Genomic DNA, 14,914 nt, shown 5'->3' with positions numbered 1-14,914 from the left:
CGCACATTTGTGCGTTTTTTTGTATCTGGATCTCACATATTGACTGCGTTCGCTTGATAGATTACTAGCGGAAAAACAAGTGACTAAAAGGGTTTAACAATCTTGCAAGGCCCGAAGTAAAGTGCAATGGCTGATCGACAATGCTAAATACAAGGCAGCCTTCTTTACCTTCGGATTTTGGCGTGTGCGTTTTATCACCATCCATGAAAATAAAGTCGCCGGTATCATAACGACTTAGCCCATCACTGAACTCACCATCAATGACTAATGTATATTCCGTTCCACGGTGCGTGTGCTCAGGTACACTACCACCACTTCCCATAAAGATAAAATTAGCTACACCTTGGTTTCCAAGGTCAACTGGCGCCTGCCACAGCTTCCCGACCAAACTTGACCAGTTACCTGTCTTATCGATGTAGCGGTGAAGCGTTCTGGGTAAAGTGAATACCCTTCCATCTAACTCGATGGTATTTGCACTTGCCTGCGCCTGCAAGGCCGCCCGCTTCTTTACGGGCTCACGATACGCTGTGGGCTGTTCCATCAAAGCATTATTTTGTTTCGATGATGGGAGCTGCGTAATTTGGGATAGCATGTCACCAAACTGAAGCGACATTTCAGCTCTGTCGCTTGCCGATGAATTGGCGTTCGAAACCATTTGAGCAGCAAGACTTTCCGTTTCAATTTCAACAAAACGCTGACATTTCTCACACATGTCACAATGTGCAGAGACCATCAGTGATATAGCAGGTGACAATGTGCCCTCAACAAAATCTTTAAGTTGCTGGGCACTTGGGTGAAACCTAATCATTATCGTTTAACATGACCTTTAATCGTTGAAGTGCCAAACGTGTCCGCGACTTTACTGTACCTAATGGAATTGAAAGCTCATCGGCGACTTCTTGTTGTGACTTGCCATCAATATAGATAGCTTCAACCACTGCTTTCTGTTTTACAGGTAGTGATTCGAACAAATAGCCAATCTGCTCTAAAGTAACTTGTTCGTCAAGTGGCGCCTCGTTTGCATCGGCTGTTTGTTCGCATAAAACCGGCCATAGATCGTCAGAACAAACATCCTCTTTTCTATTCTGCAGCTTTCGAAGCATATCAAAGCGAATGTTGCGTGCGATTGTGAAAATCCACGTTGACGGAGAACCTTTTTCTGCATTGAACAGGTGCGCTTTCTGCCATACATTCGACATAGTATCTTGTACCAGTTCCATGGCCAGTGCCTCATTACCCATCTGTTTCAGTGCATAAGAACGCAGCCGAGGCGCGAAGTAGTTAAACACTCTCGCAAATGAACGCTTGCATCGGGTGTCTGCAACCGCGACAAGGTAATCAGACATTTCAGTTGCACACTCTTTAGGCTTGATTGTGCTGTTACTTTGTTCCAAAGGAATTCCAACTAACATAAGATTCGTCCGCTTTTCCGTTTTGGTTGTATCATTCTACGGCGTTATGACTTAAAACGTTTGCGAAAATCGCTAATATTGGATTACGAATTTGTAATGTCTTTATCCGACTCAACGACTAAGCGATTAGTGCAGAGAGATAGTTCAGTAAACTGGTACATTCTCTTTGCGCTAAAAAGTGCTGTTTTTGCGAGCCGTCTACTGGCAATAATTCTAACCACCGGTTTAATACCCAATTAGGGCAATCAAACTTTGGTGATTCATAAAGCGATGCCAACTCTTCGTAATTTCCAAATATTTCTTTAAGTCGCTCGTCCATAGGCGCTATTTGTTGAGGAGCCAAATCGCACTGCCAAGGTTCTAACACCTTGCAACTACCGGTACGAAGACCATCTTTTTCAACTTCTATGCTACTTACCTCAACTAAATGAGAACCAGCAACCTTTATGCCAAGCAACCCATCATCGAGCATGTCGAAGTCAACAACCTGCGCATAAGTACCTATTTTATGAATATGCTCATTCAAATTTTTGTCACCGTTAGCATTAAGCATACACATCACAAAGCCTTTATTTTCAGCACATGCCTGCTTAACCATTCGCACGTATCGTGGCTCAAAAATGCGCAATGCCATTCTACCTTCCGGCAAAAGGTGCGCAGATAAAGGAAATAAAGGAAAACGTTCTACACTCATACTCAGCACTTCCGAAAACACGAAAATAATTACGCAAGTGAGAACAATTAGGATCGAATGGGAAAATTTTTCACATATAAATGGAAAAACATGATCTTTAGCACGACGATTAATGTAATTTAGTTTTTAAATAAAACATTAACAGATTTCATATCAGAGACTTGCAATTTGAACGTGAAAATAACCGCGAATTTTTTTAAGCGTCGACATTACCGATATGCAAATCTGATTTTGAATTATGAGTTAAGGAAAGGCCATGGACGTCATTGGACGCTTTTGTAAAATTTACACAGACATATGTCAAATTTCTCCAGACGACCTAGAACATATCTATGCCGACGACATACTGTTTATCGACCCAATCACTACACACCATGGCATTGATGAAGTAAAACGCTATTTTTCCAACTTATTGACGCAGGCCGAAAGCTGTAAGTTCGACATTGCGGACATTTTTACTTGCTCGCCCAATGGCACAAAAGAGCATCCATCAAGTCATGCAAAGGTTACCCATATCGCAAACTGGACGATGACCCTTACGCTGAAAGATAGTGATAAGCAAATTACGCTAGATGGCACCACGCAACTTGGTGTCAGCGATGACAGCATTATTTACCACAAAGATTATTACGACTTGGGCGAAATGGTCTATGAGCACGTACCCATCCTAGGTTTTGTCGTTAAAAAAATTAAAGGGAAGCTAGCAAAGTGAAAAGTATTCTAATTACTGGCGCCACATCGGGTATTGGTAAAGCATTAGCAATAACTGCTGCAAACAGCGGTTATCAAGTGATTGCCTGTGGTCGAAATGAAGACACACTCAACGAGCTCAGTAAGTACAATAATATTAGCGCATGCCAGTTCGATGTCACTGTTCTAGACGATACTCGACGGGCGCTAGCAACGGTTAAATTTGACATTGCTGTACTCAACGCTGGTACCTGCGAATATGTAGATATCGACGACTTCGAGCCAGACATGTTTCGCCGCGTATTCGAACCTAATTTCTTTGGCGTTGTTCATTGTGTAGACGCTCTTCTTCCACGACTTAAGCAAGGCGACAAGCTTGTGATTGTTGACAGCATGGCTCGCCTACTCCCTTTCACACGAACGCAAGCGTACGGTGCGAGCAAAGCTGCCCTACATTATTTTACTAAATCATTAGAAGTAGACCTTCACCACAAAGGCGTGAAAGTGCAAGCGGTGTCTCCTGGATTTGTAGAAACGCCCCTCACAGATAAAAACGATTTTGAAATGCCAATGAAAATTAGCGCTGAAGAAGCCGCTGACGCTATGCTTAAAGGAATAGAGGGCAACAAACAAACAGTTTTCTTCCCTCGGTTCTTTGGTTTTATTCTGCGCTTTATGCATATACTGCCAACCCCACTGCAAAAGCGATTGTCGTTGGCAATGAGAGAAAAACAATAAGAGAAGATGAATGAACAATAAGATTGCCATCATTGGCACAGGTATTTCTGGTTTGACCTGCGCGCACCTTCTAAATAGGCAGCACGACATCACTGTGTACGAAGCAAATGACTATATAGGTGGTCATACTGCAACGAAGAAAATAAGCGACAACGGGGAAACTCACCATATCGATACAGGTTTTATCGTTTTTAATGATTGGACCTACCCTAATTTTATAAAGCTCATTAATCAGTTAAACGTTGAGTATCAACCAACAGAGATGAGCTTCTCTGTAATGAGTAAAAAGGCAAACCTCGAATACAACGGCAATAACTTAAACAGTTTATTTGCACAGCGGCGTAATATTCTGAGGCCTAAATTTTGGCGCATCGTGAAAGACATATTGACGTTTAACAAAGCGTGTAAAGCGATGGTCGCAGAAAACCGTAATACTTCTTCACTTACGTTAGAAGACGTCATTAGAGAATTAAAACTCAGCGATGACTTTGCACGTTATTATATTTTGCCTATGTGCGCCGCAATTTGGTCCAGCAGCTTAGAGCAAACGAGAAAGTTTCCACTCACGTTCTTTTTGCAGTTTTTCAACAACCATGGCTTGCTCAATATTACCGACCGTCCTCAGTGGTACACAATTAAAGGTGGGTCAAGCCAATACATTCCGCCTTTAATCGCACCATTTGAGTCTAAGATAAAGCTATCGACGGCCGTTCTGTCGGTAGCGAAAAGCGATGATAAGTGGCAGGTTACCGACTCTTCAGGCAACGCTGCGATGTATGATCATGTGGTATTTGCGTGCCACAGTGACCAAGCGTTAAAAATGATTCACTCACCGACTTCGCTGCATCGAGATATCCTTGGAAATATCCCTTACGCAGAAAACGACGTGGTGATGCACAAAGATATTTCACAGCTGCCTAAAAGAAAATTAGCTTGGGCGAGTTGGAATTACAGCTTAAAAGAAGACGCAAGTGAGGAAGCCCGCCCCGCTTCTGTCACTTATAACATGAATATTCTTCAACGCCTTGAAGCACAAAGCACCTACTGTGTAACGTTAAATAATACTGCGGAAATAGACCAAAAGAGTATTCTTCGAAGCTATCAGTACGCACATCCGCAATACAGTGCCAGCATGGTCAACGCCCAAGCAAGAAGAAATGAAATTTGTGGCGTAGACAACTTACATTTTTGTGGAGCCTACTGGTATAACGGTTTTCATGAAGACGGCGTAACTAGCGCACTTGATGTTTGTTCTCGCTTTGGTGAAGCCCTGTGATAGAAAGTGCCATCTACAAGGGTAAGGTTTATCACCAACGGTTTAAGCCTACTCAGCATAAATTTGACTATGACATTTATTTATTTTGGCTAAAGCTTGAGAGCAACGAACTCGAAACCTTGTCCAGAACGTTAAAACGCTTCTCTGCATACGACAAGGCTAGAGTGCGTTTCAAGCGTGAAGACTATTTAGGTGATCCCTCTTTACCTCTAGGTCAGGCAGTAATAGACAGAATGACAGAGTTAAACGGAGGGAAGACGCTTCAAGGCGATGTCTTTATGCTGGGACAACTGCGTATGTGGGGGCTGTATTTCAGCCCGGTGAATTTCTATTACCTACGCAATGCCGAAGGTAAGTATACACATATGCTTGCAGAAGTAAGTAATACGCCGTGGAATGAGCGTCATCACTACCTTGTAAATCTAGATACTCAAGACGATACGCCAAAAGCTTTTCATGTTTCCCCGTTTAATCCAATGGATATGACCTACAAATGGTCGATATCGCAGCCGTCGACTAGACTGTCACTTGCGATGGATTGTGTAAGAGACGACAAAGAGTTCAGTGCAGGGATAAATTTGACTAAATTTACTTTAGATAATGCGAATCTATCTGCGGCACTTAAACGTATACCCAGTATGACAATAAAAACTGTGGCTGGAATTTATTGGCACGCGCTTAAACTATTGCTTAAACGAACGCCACTGTATACACACCCAGAAAAAAGTCAGGAACAATAACAATGTCTTTTGGTGAATCTGTACTACTGACCACCTCAGAGGTCTCCTTTGTAGATAAAGCGTGTAGAACTCTATTCCTACAATGCTTAAAACAACTGCCTTTTGGCAGTTTAACCATTCAAGAAAACGGCGATGTCGTTGCGCGTTTCGGCACAGACGAAAGCGATTTGCGTGCAACGGTAAATATCAAGGATGTACAAGCCTATCGACGCTTATTGCTTGGCGGAAGTGTGGGCGCCGGAGAAGCATTCATGGATGGGTTATGGGACAGTGACGACGTAACAGCCGTGGTAAGAGTGTTTGCTAGGAATTTATCTACCCTTGACGAATGGGAGAATAAATTTAAATGGGTGACTATGCCCATCAACAAGATTCAACACTTTGCACGTCGAAATACAAAGGACCAAGCCAAGAAAAATATCGAGGCGCATTACGATCTGGGTAATAAGCTTTATACCCGCTTCCTTGACCCAACAATGATGTATTCGTCAGCCATATACCCAGATCCGAATGCAACTCTCAATGATGCACAAAATTACAAGCTCAAAGCCATTTGCGACAAGTTACAGCTTAGCGAAACCGATCATCTTCTAGAGATTGGCACGGGCTGGGGCGGGCTAGCCGTCTATGCTGCTAAGCATTATGGTTGCCGCGTAACGACCACTACCATTTCAGAAGAGCAGCATGCATGGGCAAAAGAATGGATTGCCCGAGAAGGACTTGAAAGCAAAATCACTTTGCTGAAAAAGGATTATCGCCTACTTGAAGGCAAGTACGATAAGCTCGTGTCTATCGAGATGATTGAAGCTGTAGGCAAACAATTTTTAGGAAATTTCTTTGAGAAATGCTCGTCACTTTTAAAAGACGACGGCCTAATGCTGCTTCAGTCAATAACCATTGATGACAGACGTTACGACAGCTATTCAAATAGTGTCGACTTTATTCAGAAATATATCTTTCCGGGTGGATTTTTACCTTCTCAGCACCAGCTTAACGCTCACCTGAAAAAGTATACTAATATGATGATTCGTGACTTACACGACATCGGGATTGACTATGCGAAAACATTGAACCATTGGTATGAAGCATTTATTTCTGCAAAAGATGAGCTTTTAAACGACGGTTATGACGAGCGTTTTATGCGAATGTGGACCTACTACCTGAAATATTGTGAAGGTGGTTTTTTAGAAAGAACAATCAGTACCGTTCAGCTTGTGATTTCAAAGCCTCATTACAGACTTGATTTGGCTCGTGTTTAACAACGCTAATTATCGATAGTAGTGACAAAAAAGCGGCGCCCTTTTGGCGCCGCTTTCTTGTTTGAAGCTGACACTTGGTCGAAACACTACTCATCTACAACTGATATAGGCTTCGACAGCATTGGCTTACCCTGATTGATATTAATTTCAACGCGGCGATTTTGCGCTCGGTCTGAAGGTGTAGTGGCATTTTCTACAATTGGATCGGTATCTGCCTTACCCACTACCGACATACGACTTTCGTCAAACCCTGGCGCGGTACGCATGGCTTCAGCGACCGCGACAGCGCGCTGCGCTGACAAGTCCCAATTAGAACGATAGAGTTCATTAGCAATATGCTGGCCGTCACTGTGCCCTGAAATTTCGATTTCTCCAGGCACATCCGCCAACAGCGTACCTATTTTTCTCAACACCGGTTGGAATTGGGGCTGCAAAAAGGCCGAGCCCGCCGAGAAGGAACCGTTTTCACGGATTCGAATGGTTAACTGCTGACCCAACGATTCCATTTCCACCGAACCATCTAGAATTTGTTTTTCTAATTGCTGCGCTACTTTTTTCATCAGTTCAGCCATTTGCGACTGATCGGTGCTTTGCTCAGCCGATGAAGACGACTCAGTAGCCGTTTGTTGAGATTGTCCGCCACGCTGCTCGCCGCGCTGCTTCTGCCTTCCTCCGGCAGAGTCTTCGTTACCAGCCTGAAATTCCAGCATTTGCTGGGTCATTTCGTTAGTTTGCTGCTGAATGGATTCAATGGGCGTAGGGTCAGGTTTACCCGGACGAAATTCCATAGCAATAACACTGGTGCCCTTTGGAATATCTTTTACTTCAATTTTATTTTGCACACCAAAAGCAAACTTCATAGAGCCTGCAATTTGTTTAAACTTCAGTACGTCCATTTCCGAAAACGAAAGTAGCAGTACAAAGAAGCACATAAGCAACGACATCAGGTCTGCGAAGGTTCCCATCCAGGCTGGAAGCCCCTCGGGGGGACATTTTGGGCATTCTTCTTCGGCCATTACTCTTCCTCTGCGCTTCCGCGTTTACTCGCCGCAAGGTAGTTCTTTAATACCCCTTCGATAACACGTGGGTTCTGGCCGTCGGCTATACCCACAATACCGTCAAGAACAAGACTCTGGTTTAACTTCTCTTCTCCAGCTCTTACCGCCAGTTTAAAGGCAATTGGCAAACACACGACGTTGGCAAAAAAGGCACCATAAAGCGTGGTTAATAGCGCTACCGCCATGGCAGGGCCGATGGCTTTAGGGTCATCCATGTTTGAAAGCATGGCAACCAGACCGATCAAAGTACCAATCATACCCATCGCTGGTGCTACGTCACCCATTCCTTTAAATATAGAAGCGCCGAACTCATGCCTTTCCGTTGTCATAGAAATATCTTTAGCTAACGTTTCTCTCACCACTTCAATGTCGTGGCCGTCAACCAGCATGTCCACACCTTTTTGCATGAACTCATTTGAAATTTCCGCTTCTTCTAGTGCCAGAAACCCGCCTTTTCGCGCAGCGTCTGCCATTTCAACAATCTTCTCGATAAGCTCTTCAGGCGTTTCAATTTTGAACATGAATGCTTTGCCAGCAACTTTACCCGCACTGAAGAATTGACCCAACGTAAACTGAGATAGGACAACAAATAGTGTTCCCCCGAATACAATAAGTATTGATTGCACGTCGATGAACATGCCCAAGCTGCCGCCCAGAATCATAGCCATCACTATGAAACCAATGGCGCCCAACATACCTATGACGGTTGCTAAATCCACTCACTCTTCCCCATTTATGCGCAGTCAGTGCTGTTAGTGTACAAATACCCTATCGGCAAAAGATAGAAATACTAAAACGACATTATTGAAAAATATCACATTTATTTGTTTATTATGAAGTAGGTTCTATGCAAAAGCGCGGCTTTGTCTTTTTTCTAAACTAAAATACCTAGCGCTTTTTCAGCTCCTTACTTTTTCCTTCACAGTAAATAACACGGTTACTTCTGAAAGGTTAGTGAACCCTGCATCGAATATAGCACAATTTGCTTGTATGTTGCCTTTTGAACTGGATGAAAAAAAAGCTATGTTACTGTGATATAGGCGATATACGGACAAACCATTTGACCCTTGTGCAACCCTCGGTTAATGTGCGCGGTATACGTATTTTGGCCACTATATTGAGTGTTTTTATGACGACAGAAAAAGCATCAGCGTCTTTTGAAGAAACTTTATCAGAACTAGAAGCTATCGTTAACGAAATGGAAAGCGGTGATCTGCCTCTTAATAAAGCACTAGAAAAATTTGAGCGCGGTATAGCACTTTCCCGCCAAGGCCAACAATCTCTTGAAAACGCCGAGCAAAAAGTAAAGATACTGCTCAGTGAACAAGGCGAAGAAACGCTCCACCCTCTTCCTGAAAGTGAACAGCCATAAATCGTTCATTTTTAACTAACAGGCAATCTATGAATTTTTCTGCTTTGCATCAGCAAGTTAAACAGCAAACTGATGCATCTCTTCTTACATTAATTGACGAATTACCCGATTACGCGCCGCGCTTGAAAGACGCAATGCGTCACGCCTTACTTGCTGGCGGTAAACGGATGCGGCCACTACTTGTTCAAGTAGTAGGTAACACCCTAGACGTGCCCAAAAAAGACCAAATGGCTATTAGTATGGCCATTGAATGTGTGCACGCCTACTCGTTAGTCCACGACGATTTACCAGCCATGGACGACGACGACTTGCGCCGCGGTATGCCAACCTGCCATATTGCCTTTGATGAGGCTACCGCTATTTTAGCTGGCGATGCGCTGCAGGCACTTGCATTTACAGTGTTAGCTGATGCGCCATTAAGCACGTATGCTGAAACAAAGCGTAGCCAGTTACTGTCTGTACTTGCGAAAAGTGCGGGTTATATAGGTATGTGCGGTGGGCAAGCTATCGATTTAGCAAGCACCGGCAAAACCATCTCGCTAGAAGAACTAAAACAGCTGCATAGATTGAAAACCGGTGCATTGTTAAAAGCCTGCGTAGAAATGGTCGCCATTGTTAGTGAAGGCTTACTGCCTCAAACTAAAATTGACTTAATGGCTTATGCCGCGGATATTGGGCTAGCTTTCCAAGTTCAAGACGATATTTTAGATGTGGAAGGCAGTAGCGAAAAATTAGGTAAGCCCGCGGGGTCAGACGAAGCGTTAGGGAAAAATACCTTTCCAGCCAAACTTGGTATTACAGGCGCTAAACAAGAATTAGAAATGCTTCACGATAATGCACTTCAAGCATTGGCGCGTTTACCCTACAATACTGACAGTTTAATTGCGTTTAGCGAGCTTTTGGTAAAACGCGACCATTAGCCACGCGCCATGTTGAAAAAGATAATAAGTACATGAGTTTAGATCTCCAACATTACCCAACGCTTGCGCTTGCGCAAACACCCGATAAATTGAGGCAGTTGCCCCAAGACAAATTACGCGAGCTCGCCGATGAGTTGCGTGAGTACTTACTTAAAAGCGTAAGCCAAACTAGTGGGCACTTTGCATCTGGTTTAGGCACAGTGGAACTGACCGTCGCTTTGCACTATGTGTACGACACCCCCTTCGATCGACTGCTGTGGGATGTAGGTCACCAAGCTTATCCGCACAAAATCCTTACAGGTCGTGCAGAGCGCATGAGCACCATTCGCCAAAAGAATGGTCTGCACCCTTTCCCATGGCCGCCTGAGAGCGACTACGACACCTTTGCAGTTGGTCATTCGTCTACATCGATTAGTGCAGGGCTGGGCATGGCTGTGGCTGCCGAAAAAGAAGGCAAAAACAGAAAGGTTGTAGCGGTAATTGGCGACGGTGCTATGACCGCTGGTATGGCGTTTGAAGCCCTTAATCACGCTGGTGATATCAAGAAAGACATGGTAGTTGTACTTAACGACAACGAAATGTCTATTTCTGAAAACGTAGGTGCGTTGAACAGTCACTTAGCTCGCTTGCTTACAGGCAACTTTTTCAACTCTATACGCGATGGCGGCAAAAAGCTGCTAAGCAATGTACCTCCTATTAAGGAGTTTGCCAGCCGTGCAGAAGAACACATTAAAGGCATGGTTGTCCCGGGCACGATATTTGAAGAGCTTGGCTTTAACTACATTGGCCCTATCGATGGCCACGACGTAAATGGTGTTGTCGATACGCTACGCAATATGCGCAAGTTTGACGGCCCGCAGCTACTTCACGTAGTCACCAAGAAAGGTAAAGGTTACGCGGTTGCTGAAGAAGACCCTATCAAGTTCCACGCGGTACCAAAATTCAATCCGGCTGACAACGCTTTGCCAAAATCTAAGCCTTCAGCCCCTACCTACTCTGCAATCTTTGGGAAATGGCTGTGTGATATGGCGGCACAAGACCCTAAGCTAATGGCGGTAACGCCAGCCATGCGCGAAGGTTCAGGCATGGTTGAGTTTTCTCAGCGTTTTCCAGAGCAGTATTTCGATGTTGCGATTGCTGAACAGCACGCGGTGACCTTTGGCGCAGGCCTTGCCAAAGACGGTATGAATGCGGTTGTTGCTATTTATTCGTCGTTCCTGCAGCGCGCCTACGACCAGCTCATTCACGATGTGGCGATTCAAGACTTACCCGTATTGTTTGCCATTGATAGAGCCGGTATTGTTGGCGCAGATGGCCCTACTCACCAGGGGGCGTTTGATATCGCTTTCCTGCGCTGTATTCCGAATATGGTGGTTATGGCTCCTTCAGATGAAAATGAATGTCGTCAAATGCTCTACACGGGTCACAAGCTACAAAAACCAGCTGCTGTTCGTTACCCTCGCGGTGCTGGCATGGGTGTCACGCCTGACGAAGCTATGACAGAGCTTGAGATTGGTAAATCTCGTACGTGTCGAGAATCATCAAAAGGCAAGTCTGAAAGTATCGCCATTTTAAACTTTGGCTGCCTACTGCCCTACGCGCTTGAAGCTGCAGAGGCGATTGACGCTACCGTTATCGACATGCGTTTCATTAAGCCGTTAGACGGCGACGCAGTATTAAAAGCTGCCAGTGAGCACAGTGCACTTATTACGTTGGAAGACGGCTGTATTATGGGGGGAGCTGGCAGTGCGGTGCTTGAACACTTACAGCAAAATGGCGTATTAAAAGCGGTGAAGATGTTAGGGCTGCCTGATAGCTTTATATTGCAAGGCACTCAGCAGGAAATGTACAAAGAGCACGGCTTAGATGCTGAAGGTATTATTGCGGCGGCTAGCAGTTTAAGCGCTAACTAATTAAGCTTTAAAATCATTACTAAGACATTAAAAAGCCCGCTATTTTGCGGGCTTTTTCGTAAATAGTTTGCTCACCGTCAACTGGCTTTCCTTTGAGGTAAGTCTAACAAAATGGCGGCGAATATTCGTAATGAATTAAAACAAAGCCAATGCGGCAGGCCAAAACGCTATTAGTAAATGTAGACAACCGCATGCCATGGCGCCAGCGATAAGATCATCAAGCATAATGCCTGTACCGCCGTGTAAGCGCTTATCTATGATACCTATTGGCCAAGGCTTCAAGATATCGAAAAGCCTGAATAGAACAAAGCCTACAAGTAAAGAGGACGCTGAAATAGGTACAAACAGAAAGGTCACAAACATGCCCGCTATTTCATCCCACACTATAGAGCCATGATCGTGAACCTGCATATCGTCAGCAGTCTTGCCACACAGGTAAATGCCTACAACTGAGAATATCAGCGTAAGCGCGATAAAGGAAATTAGGGAAATCTGGCTACAGGCAATAAGTAGGGGCAACGCAGCAAGTGAGCCAAAGGTTCCCGGCATGAAAGGAATAAGTCCACTGCCAAAGCCTAGTGCGAGAAAATGCACGGGATTTTTCATACTCACTCTAGCGCGAAACTCAGCCTGCATGCTTTTTCCTTTTTATTGCTTTTGTCGGACAAATAGGCCGCCTAAAAGGCGTGCTCGTAACCTGACACGTTAACAGGTGTGTACTTTTCGTTGTCTTTGAGCAATGAAAGTGTGCCGTTATGACCGGTTAATTGGCCAATACATGTGGCTTTCACGTTTGTGCTTGCCAACGAGGTTTCAAGACTTCCGCGCTGCTCTTCACTTACAGTGAAGATAAGCTCATAGTCATCGCCTGCAGACAGCGCGTATTCGATAGCTTGCTCTGGTGTAACCGCGCTTGTTAATGCTCGTGACAACGGTAAACGCTCTACATGAACATTTGCACCGCAATTAGACGCTTTTAGGATATGACCTAAATCTGAAATTAAACCATCAGAGATATCAATGCACGACGTTGCAATACGTCGGATAGCTGTGCCCACCGCTACGCGAGGAGTTGGGAAGTAATGACGATTTACCAAGACATCTTTCGCTTCACCGCTTACACTCAGCTTATTTTGCAGGATGTCTAAACCTGCACCTGCGTCACCAAGCGTTCCCGTGACATAAAGCCAATCACCTGGCTTAGCGCCGCTACGCGTTAGCTCAGAACCTGGCGGTATGAAGCCTTGAGCTGTAATCGTGAACGCCATTGGGCCTTTAACCGTATCGCCACCGATAAGCTGTACAGAATAGTACTGAGTTAGCTCATAAAGGCCCGAAACAAAGTCATCTAGCCAAGCTTCGTCCACTTCCGGTAATGACAGAGATAAGCTAATCCACGCTGGCTCTGCGCCCATTGCGGCAAGGTCGCTTAAGTTTACCGCCACTGTTTTATACGCAACAGACTTCGCCGGTGCGTCTTTCAAAAAGTGCACACCTGCAACCAGGGTATCTGTGGTAACGGCAAGCTGTTGGTTTTCAGGAACCGTTGTTACAGCACAGTCATCACCAATACCAATAACAACGTCTTTGCGTTTGTGGCCGCTGTTTGAAAAGTAGCGGCCGATAAGATCAAATTCTTTCACGGTAATTTTTAAACCCTTTTAGCGGCAGTCCATGCCGCCACGGTAAGGTTAGTCGCGCTCGTCTTTGCGCAATGTGCGCACTGCTTTGTCCAGTGCACCATTAATGAACTTGTGACTTTCTTCAGCACCAAATGCTTTAGCAAGCTCAATCGCCTCATTAATAATTACGCGGTAAGGGACGTCAATGCGCTCGGTCAGTTCCAGCGTCGCAATGCGCAAGATTGCTTTTTCAATAGCGTCTAACTCTTCAGGCAAACGGCCAAGGTAAGGCTTGATGGTCGCATCAAGCTTACTTGCGTTGTGTGCAACACCGCGAAGCAGAGCTTGGAAATACGCCATATCTACCTTTTGCATGTCGTTACTGGTGGCTAGCGCCAGTTCAACCTGCTGAATATCGTTGTGACTCATTTGCCATGAATACACGCCTTGCAGAGCGAGTTCACGGGCTTTACGACGAGCTGAAACTTTCACTTAATGTTTACCTTAAAGCTTTTCAACAGCATCGATAACGTTAACCATTTCCAGCGCACCAAGTGCAGCTTCTGCACCTTTGTTGCCCGCTTTGGTTCCTGAACGCTCGATAGCCTGTTCAATTGAATCTGTTGTAATTACGCCAAATGATACGGGTACACCGTATTCAAGAGAAACTTGCGCAAGACCTTTGTTACATTCGCCTGCTACAAAATCAAAGTGTGGCGTACCACCACGAATAACCGCACCTAGTGCGATGATGGCGTCAAATGACTTTTTCTCAGCTAATTTCTTAGCTACTACAGGTAACTCGTAAGCACCAGGTACACGTACTAACGTGATATCGTCATCACTCACTTCACCGTGACGCTCTAGTGTATCTAGTGCACCTTCAAGTAAGCTTTCAACTACAAAGCTATTAAAGCGTGATACAACGATAGCAAATTTCTTACCGGTTGCTCTGATATTACCTTCAATTACCTGCATGGATTCATTCCTCGAGAAAAAACGGCGCGAAGTATACCACAACTGCGCCCAAACTAAATCGATTGTTTCTTTAACTTCAACTATTCGTAAACGGGTACGTCAGCTTAACTCAATGTGGGAAGGGAGTGCTTGTCGCAAACCCTCCACCGCATGGATGCGGTGGCGGAGCGTACAAGGATGTATTCACCGCGTGTTTGCGACGAGCACTCCCTCTCCACTTTAGCTCCGCCCTACAGCTATGT

The 14,914-nt window shown here is 44.8% G+C and carries 17 protein-coding genes; 8 read left to right on the top strand and 9 right to left on the bottom strand.

Annotated features, from left to right (window positions below):
• Positions 1–64: 64 nt before the first annotated feature.
• The 3 genes from ACFI6L_RS16590 to ACFI6L_RS16580 form a co-directional block, all read right to left on the bottom strand.
• Positions 65–808 carry a ChrR family anti-sigma-E factor gene (locus ACFI6L_RS16590; protein ID WP_131137730.1) on the bottom strand — a complete coding sequence of 248 codons (744 nt, stop codon included), beginning with the start codon at positions 806–808 and terminating at the stop codon, positions 65–67.
• The gene (locus tag ACFI6L_RS16585) at positions 801–1,412 is read right to left on the bottom strand and encodes a sigma-70 family RNA polymerase sigma factor (protein ID WP_014950074.1); all 612 of its coding nucleotides are present in this window, start codon (positions 1,410–1,412) and stop codon (positions 801–803) included. Before ACFI6L_RS16585 ends, ACFI6L_RS16590 begins: the two co-directional genes overlap by 8 nt.
• 118 nt (positions 1,413–1,530) lie before the next feature.
• Positions 1,531–2,106 carry an LON peptidase substrate-binding domain-containing protein gene (locus tag ACFI6L_RS16580; protein WP_014950075.1) on the bottom strand — a complete coding sequence of 192 codons (576 nt, stop codon included), beginning with the start codon at positions 2,104–2,106 and terminating at the stop codon, positions 1,531–1,533.
• A gap of 256 nt (positions 2,107–2,362) precedes the next feature.
• On the opposite strand from ACFI6L_RS16580, the gene ACFI6L_RS16575 reads away from it, so the two are divergent.
• From ACFI6L_RS16575 to ACFI6L_RS16555, 5 genes are read left to right on the top strand one after another with little or no spacing between them, the layout of a single operon-like run.
• Positions 2,363–2,818 carry a nuclear transport factor 2 family protein gene (locus tag ACFI6L_RS16575; RefSeq protein ID WP_462574436.1) on the top strand — a complete coding sequence of 152 codons (456 nt, stop codon included), beginning with the start codon at positions 2,363–2,365 and terminating at the stop codon, positions 2,816–2,818.
• Positions 2,815–3,534 carry an SDR family NAD(P)-dependent oxidoreductase gene (locus ACFI6L_RS16570; RefSeq protein WP_462574435.1) on the top strand — a complete coding sequence of 240 codons (720 nt, stop codon included), beginning with the start codon at positions 2,815–2,817 and terminating at the stop codon, positions 3,532–3,534. The genes ACFI6L_RS16575 and ACFI6L_RS16570 overlap by 4 nt, the downstream gene beginning before the upstream one ends.
• 10 nt (positions 3,535–3,544) lie before the next feature.
• A complete protein-coding gene (locus ACFI6L_RS16565; protein WP_278343913.1) occupies positions 3,545–4,810 on the top strand; it encodes an NAD(P)/FAD-dependent oxidoreductase in 1,266 nt (421 codons plus the stop codon).
• Complete coding sequence (locus tag ACFI6L_RS16560; RefSeq protein WP_278347109.1) at positions 4,807–5,550, top strand: DUF1365 domain-containing protein; 744 nt, start codon at positions 4,807–4,809, stop codon at positions 5,548–5,550. The genes ACFI6L_RS16565 and ACFI6L_RS16560 overlap by 4 nt, the downstream gene beginning before the upstream one ends.
• Positions 5,551–5,552: 2 nt before the next feature.
• The gene (locus tag ACFI6L_RS16555; RefSeq protein WP_014976979.1) at positions 5,553–6,809 is read left to right on the top strand and encodes an SAM-dependent methyltransferase; all 1,257 of its coding nucleotides are present in this window, start codon (positions 5,553–5,555) and stop codon (positions 6,807–6,809) included.
• A gap of 86 nt (positions 6,810–6,895) precedes the next feature.
• Here ACFI6L_RS16555 and ACFI6L_RS16550 read toward each other — a convergent pair whose 3' ends face one another.
• Positions 6,896–7,825, bottom strand: a complete 930-nt coding sequence (locus ACFI6L_RS16550; protein ID WP_014976980.1) for a flagellar motor protein MotB — start codon at positions 7,823–7,825, stop codon at positions 6,896–6,898.
• Positions 7,825–8,586 (bottom strand): flagellar motor protein PomA, encoded by a 762-nt coding sequence (pomA, locus tag ACFI6L_RS16545; RefSeq protein ID WP_014950082.1) that lies wholly within the window; start codon positions 8,584–8,586, stop codon positions 7,825–7,827. Before pomA ends, ACFI6L_RS16550 begins: the two co-directional genes overlap by 1 nt.
• 410 nt (positions 8,587–8,996) lie before the next feature.
• On the opposite strand from pomA, the gene xseB reads away from it, so the two are divergent.
• The 3 genes from xseB to dxs are packed head-to-tail and all read left to right on the top strand — an operon-like array spanning position 8,997 to position 12,072.
• A complete protein-coding gene (gene xseB / locus ACFI6L_RS16540) occupies positions 8,997–9,239 on the top strand; it encodes an exodeoxyribonuclease VII small subunit (RefSeq protein WP_014976981.1) in 243 nt (80 codons plus the stop codon).
• Positions 9,240–9,268: 29 nt separating this feature from the next.
• The gene (locus ACFI6L_RS16535; protein ID WP_014950084.1) at positions 9,269–10,159 is read left to right on the top strand and encodes a farnesyl diphosphate synthase; all 891 of its coding nucleotides are present in this window, start codon (positions 9,269–9,271) and stop codon (positions 10,157–10,159) included.
• 32 nt (positions 10,160–10,191) lie between these two features.
• A complete protein-coding gene (gene dxs / locus ACFI6L_RS16530) occupies positions 10,192–12,072 on the top strand; it encodes a 1-deoxy-D-xylulose-5-phosphate synthase (RefSeq protein ID WP_462574433.1) in 1,881 nt (626 codons plus the stop codon).
• 135 nt (positions 12,073–12,207) lie between these two features.
• Here the strand turns inward: dxs and ACFI6L_RS16525 are convergent, their stop codons facing one another.
• From ACFI6L_RS16525 to ribH, 4 genes are read right to left on the bottom strand one after another with little or no spacing between them, the layout of a single operon-like run.
• Complete coding sequence (locus ACFI6L_RS16525) at positions 12,208–12,708, bottom strand: phosphatidylglycerophosphatase A family protein (protein WP_014950085.1); 501 nt, start codon at positions 12,706–12,708, stop codon at positions 12,208–12,210.
• Between the two features lie 41 nt (positions 12,709–12,749).
• Positions 12,750–13,715, bottom strand: coding sequence for a thiamine-phosphate kinase (gene thiL / locus ACFI6L_RS16520; RefSeq protein ID WP_014950086.1), 966 nt, complete (start codon positions 13,713–13,715; stop codon positions 12,750–12,752).
• A gap of 48 nt (positions 13,716–13,763) precedes the next feature.
• Positions 13,764–14,186: a transcription antitermination factor NusB gene (nusB, locus tag ACFI6L_RS16515; RefSeq protein ID WP_012518940.1), complete on the bottom strand. Its 423-nt coding sequence runs from the start codon at positions 14,184–14,186 to the stop codon at positions 13,764–13,766.
• Positions 14,187–14,198: 12 nt separating this feature from the next.
• Positions 14,199–14,672, bottom strand: a complete 474-nt coding sequence (ribH, locus tag ACFI6L_RS16510; protein WP_014950088.1) for a 6,7-dimethyl-8-ribityllumazine synthase — start codon at positions 14,670–14,672, stop codon at positions 14,199–14,201.
• Positions 14,673–14,914 lie beyond the last annotated feature (242 nt).

The sequence above is a fragment of the Alteromonas sp. G4i35 genome, from assembly GCF_054960375.1.
This window is presented reverse-complemented; position numbering and strand designations above follow the sequence as displayed.

Coding starts and splice junctions, on each gene's coding strand:
- ACFI6L_RS16550 (WP_014976980.1), bottom strand. CDS start 7,825: ATGGCCGAAGAAGAATGCCCAAAATGTCCCCCCGAGGGGCTTCCAGCC.
- ACFI6L_RS16580 (WP_014950075.1), bottom strand. CDS start 2,106: ATGAGTGTAGAACGTTTTCCTTTATTTCCTTTATCTGCGCACCTTTTG.
- ACFI6L_RS16555 (WP_014976979.1), top strand. CDS start 5,553: ATGTCTTTTGGTGAATCTGTACTACTGACCACCTCAGAGGTCTCCTTT.
- ACFI6L_RS16535 (WP_014950084.1), top strand. CDS start 9,269: ATGAATTTTTCTGCTTTGCATCAGCAAGTTAAACAGCAAACTGATGCA.
- dxs (WP_462574433.1), top strand. CDS start 10,192: ATGAGTTTAGATCTCCAACATTACCCAACGCTTGCGCTTGCGCAAACA.
- ACFI6L_RS16575 (WP_462574436.1), top strand. CDS start 2,363: ATGGACGTCATTGGACGCTTTTGTAAAATTTACACAGACATATGTCAA.
- xseB (WP_014976981.1), top strand. CDS start 8,997: ATGACGACAGAAAAAGCATCAGCGTCTTTTGAAGAAACTTTATCAGAA.
- ACFI6L_RS16565 (WP_278343913.1), top strand. CDS start 3,545: ATGAACAATAAGATTGCCATCATTGGCACAGGTATTTCTGGTTTGACC.
- ACFI6L_RS16590 (WP_131137730.1), bottom strand. CDS start 808: ATGATTAGGTTTCACCCAAGTGCCCAGCAACTTAAAGATTTTGTTGAG.
- ACFI6L_RS16525 (WP_014950085.1), bottom strand. CDS start 12,708: ATGCAGGCTGAGTTTCGCGCTAGAGTGAGTATGAAAAATCCCGTGCAT.
- ribH (WP_014950088.1), bottom strand. CDS start 14,672: ATGCAGGTAATTGAAGGTAATATCAGAGCAACCGGTAAGAAATTTGCT.
- ACFI6L_RS16585 (WP_014950074.1), bottom strand. CDS start 1,412: ATGTTAGTTGGAATTCCTTTGGAACAAAGTAACAGCACAATCAAGCCT.